Source organism: Trinickia sp. Y13 (assembly GCF_029522115.1).
Classification (GTDB): Bacteria; Pseudomonadota; Gammaproteobacteria; order Burkholderiales; family Burkholderiaceae; genus Trinickia.
Map to the genome: position 1 here is coordinate 1 of NZ_JAKWFK010000049.1, position 756 is coordinate 756.

Sequence of the window (756 nt, forward strand, 5' to 3'; positions counted from 1 at the left end):
TCAAGCGCGTGGTCGACTACAACGTCAAGGTCCGGGTGAAGTCGGACGGCACGGGCGTCGACATTGCAAACGTGAAGATGTCGATGAACCCCTTCGACGAAATCGCCGTGGAAGAGGCGGTGCGTCTGAAGGAAGCGGGCGTGGCCACCGAGGTGGTGGCGGTGTCGGCCGGTGTGGCGCAAGCGCAAGAGACGCTGCGCACGGCGCTGGCGATCGGCGCCGATCGCGCGATCCTGATCGAATCGAATGAAGATTTGCAGCCGTTGGCGGTGGCTAAGCTGCTCAAGGCGCTGGTCGATAAAGAGCAGCCGCAGCTCGTGATTCTGGGTAAGCAAGCGATCGACGACGACTCGAACCAAACGGGCCAGATGCTCGCTGCGCTGGCTGGCTTGCCGCAGGCGACGTTCGCCTCGAAAGTGACGATCGCCGACGGCCGTGCGACGGTGGCGCGTGAAGTGGACGGCGGCTCCGAGACGCTGACGCTCACGCTGCCGGCCGTGGTGACGACGGACCTTCGCCTGAACGAGCCGCGCTACGTGACGCTGCCCAACATCATGAAGGCGAAGAAGAAGCCTTTGGAAACGATCAAGCCTGAAGACCTCGGTGTGGACGTCGCTCCGCGCCTGAAGACGCTGAAGGTTGCCGAGCCGCCCAAGCGTAGCGCGGGCGTAATGGTGCCGGACGTGCAGACGCTGGTCGAGAAGTTGAAGACCGAAGCCAAGGTGCTGTGAGGGGGGACGAAAGAAAATGACGATT

1 protein-coding gene is annotated in these 756 nt (G+C 63.0%); it reads left to right on the forward strand.

The annotated features are described in order from the left end of the window. The coding region (locus tag MMB74_RS27315) for an electron transfer flavoprotein subunit beta/FixA family protein (RefSeq protein WP_277431712.1) at positions 1-731 on the forward strand (731 nt) is incomplete at its 5' end. Positions 732-756 lie beyond the last annotated feature (25 nt).